This is a genomic window from Aquiflexum sp. (assembly GCF_977115555.1).
Genome location: NZ_CDSBKL010000455.1, coordinates 1 through 3,025, shown reverse-complemented (window position 1 = coordinate 3,025; position 3,025 = coordinate 1). Strand labels below are relative to the sequence as shown.

1 protein-coding gene is annotated in these 3,025 nt (G+C 41.7%); it reads left to right on the top strand.

The window, feature by feature from the left end; translation table 11 throughout:
* Positions 1–60 precede the first annotated feature (60 nt).
* A complete protein-coding gene (locus tag ACZFYI_RS18160) occupies positions 61–2,646 on the top strand; it encodes a zinc-dependent metalloprotease (protein WP_462525540.1) in 2,586 nt (861 codons plus the stop codon).
* The last annotated feature ends 379 nt before the right edge of the window (positions 2,647–3,025 follow it).

Sequence of the window (3,025 nt, the reverse complement as noted above, 5' to 3'; positions counted from 1 at the left end):
TTTTTTTTCTCTGCTAATTAGAACTTATGCTATTTTAGCTGTTTAAAAAAAAACTCAATTATGTTAAGAACCACACGAAATTTAACCACTGCAGTTTTTCTGCTGCTTATGGCCCTAATGGCTCCAGAGCATGAGGCTTTGGCACAAAAAAAGAAAAAGAAATCTGATGCACCTGCAGCTGTAGCTCCTGCTCCAGAAAAAAAGCCTGAGAAAAAAACAATTGCCGACCTTACAAAGGGAAACCATAAATTTGAAGGCCTATTCACTTTTTACCAGGATACTGTCAGTGGTGAACTGAAAATGGAAGTCAGCAAAGAGCAATTAGGCAAAGAGTTTATCTATTTTGCTCAGATCGGGGATGGCGTTACAGATGCCGGAACCTTTAGAGGTGCTTATGGCGAAAACAACATTTTCAAAATAGTCAGGTATTTCAATAGAGTGGAATTTGTGAAGCAAAACGTTTCACATTATTTCGATCCTGAAAATCCACTGAGCAGATCAGCGGATGCCAATATCAGCCCAGGAATCATGGCAAGCGCCAAAATCGAAGCTGAAGATGCCGAGAAGGGAACAATCCTTATCAAAGCAGATAACCTTTTCCTAAAGGAAACTTTCTCCCAAATCAAAAACCCTCCATTTCCCGGTGAGTCTCCCATGGCATTCAGGTTAGGGAACCTTGACAGTGAAAAAACAAAAGTCCTTGCTGTCAGGAGTTATGAAAAAAATACAGACCTCGCTGTAGAATATGTTTACAACAATCCCTCTGTCTTGAACGGTGGCTCTTCTGCTGTGACTGATGGAAGGAATGTGAGCATCAAGGTTTTCCATAGCTTGATTGAATTGCCGGACAACGGCTATGAACCTAGATTCGATGACCCAAGGGTAGGTTTTTTCACCACGGAAGTGACTGACATGACTTCTGCAAGTGCAACTCCTTACAGAGATTTGATCCATAGATGGGATTTGAGAAAAAAAGACCCAAATGCAGCTGTTTCAGAACCTGTCGAGCCGATTGTATTTTGGATAGAAAATTCCACGCCTATGGAATGGAGAGGTACCATCATGGATGCAGTCCTTGAATGGAACAAAGCATTTGAAAAAGCTGGATTCAAAAATGCTGTTCAGGTAAAAATCCAGCCTGATGATGCAGCTTGGGATGCAGGAGATATCAGATACAATGTATTGAGGTGGACAAGTTCACCAAATCCTCCTTTTGGCGGTTATGGACCTAGCTTTGTCAATCCTAGGACAGGACAGATTTTGGGAGCAGACATCATGTTGGAATTTGTATACCATACCAATAGAGTGGTATATGACAAACTTTTTGGTGAAGAAGCAGCTTTGGAAAATCAATCTTCACATGGCAATCAGCCTCACTTTTGTTTTGTAGGTGCGCACCTACAAAACAACATGATGTTTGGTCAGGCTTTCCTTAGAGCTCATGGTGCTTCCGATATGGAAATGGAAGGAATGAAAAAAGAAGCTATGGCAGAATTGCTTATGCATGAGGTTGGACATACTTTGGGTCTTAACCACAATATGAAAGCCTCCCAGCTTTTTTCTCCAAAAGAATTGGCTGATAAGAATGTCATCGAAGGTAAAGCCCTTTCAGGTTCTGTGATGGATTATCTTGCCATCAACATATCTCCTGATAAGAGTACTCAGGGGCATTATTTCTCCACTACTGTTGGACCTTATGATGTTTGGGCGATACAGGCAGGCTATACTCAAGTCAAATCCCAAGCTGAATTGGATGCAATTTTGGCACTTTCTACCAAGCCTGAACTGACTTTTGGCAATGATGCAGATGACATGAGGGCACCGGGAAAAGCCATTGACCCAAGGGTGATGATCGGTGACCTGTCCAATGATCAGATTGCATATTCCATTCACATGATGGAAACTTCCAAAAAACTGATGGAAGGTATCAAAGAAAAATATTCAACAGATGGACAATCTTACCAAGAATTGACGCAGGCATACAGTGTCCTTATGGGGACCTACGCTACTGCCGGTGGAGTAATGTCAAGGTATATCGGTGGTGTTTATGTGGACCGTGCCATGGCAGGCCAAGAAGGGGCTACTCAACCTTATACTCCCGTAAGTCTAAAGGATCAAAAAAGAGCTTTGGATGCCATCAGCAAATACATGTTGGCACCAAACGCCTATCAGATTCCGGATGACTTGATCAATTATTTGGCAAGACAAAGAAGGGGCTTCAATTTCTTTGGCGGACCGGAAGATCCAAAAATCCACCAACAGGTATTGAATTCGCAAAGGAACGTATTGGCCCACATGACGCATCCCAATACTTTGCAAAGAATGGTTGATTCAGAATTGTATGGCAATGAATACAACATGGCAACGTATATGAATGATCTGACCAAAGCTGTCTTTGATGCGGACATCAATGGGAATGTCAACACTTTCAGACAAAACTTGCAGATAGAATATGTCAATACCCTGAAAGGAATGCTGACGGGACCACAAAGCAACAGGTATAACAACTTTGCCAAGTCTGCCGCTTTGTATAACCTGAATTATATCAAAACCAAAGTGAACAATACTTCGGGAAATATTTCCTCAAAGGCACACAAGGAGCACCTGAAATTGGTAATCAACAACACCTTGGAAGATGTGAAGTAAAATAGCAATACATTGTTTCTATAACCTCAGGTCGGTATGGTCTGAGGTTTTTTTTTATGCCAATTTTTCATAAGCCGTATTCTCGGATCCCCTTCGACCAAAAGCCCCGAAGCGAGCTGAACATCAATAGCCCCTTGCAAGATGCTTCTCTGATCCTCATCATTTAACAAATTTCCCTGCACCGCCGCTCGGGGAAAAAAAAAGCGATGTCCTAGGTCCCAATAAATATCGGGATGGGGGCAAAAAGGAAAAGTGAAGAAAAGGGTTTACACCAAAAAAAAGGAAGTCTAAGATTTCAAGATTACCTTCTTTTTAAAGATACTTACCCCTAGTGCTATCACCATTTTACTCCTAGGAGAACAAATCATGATCTTTGCTG

What these genes read in the sequence shown, in the direction of transcription:
- ACZFYI_RS18160 (WP_462525540.1), top strand. Translation starts at nt 61, where the DNA reads ATGTTAAGAACCACACGAAATTTAACCACTGCAGTTTTTCTGCTGCTT.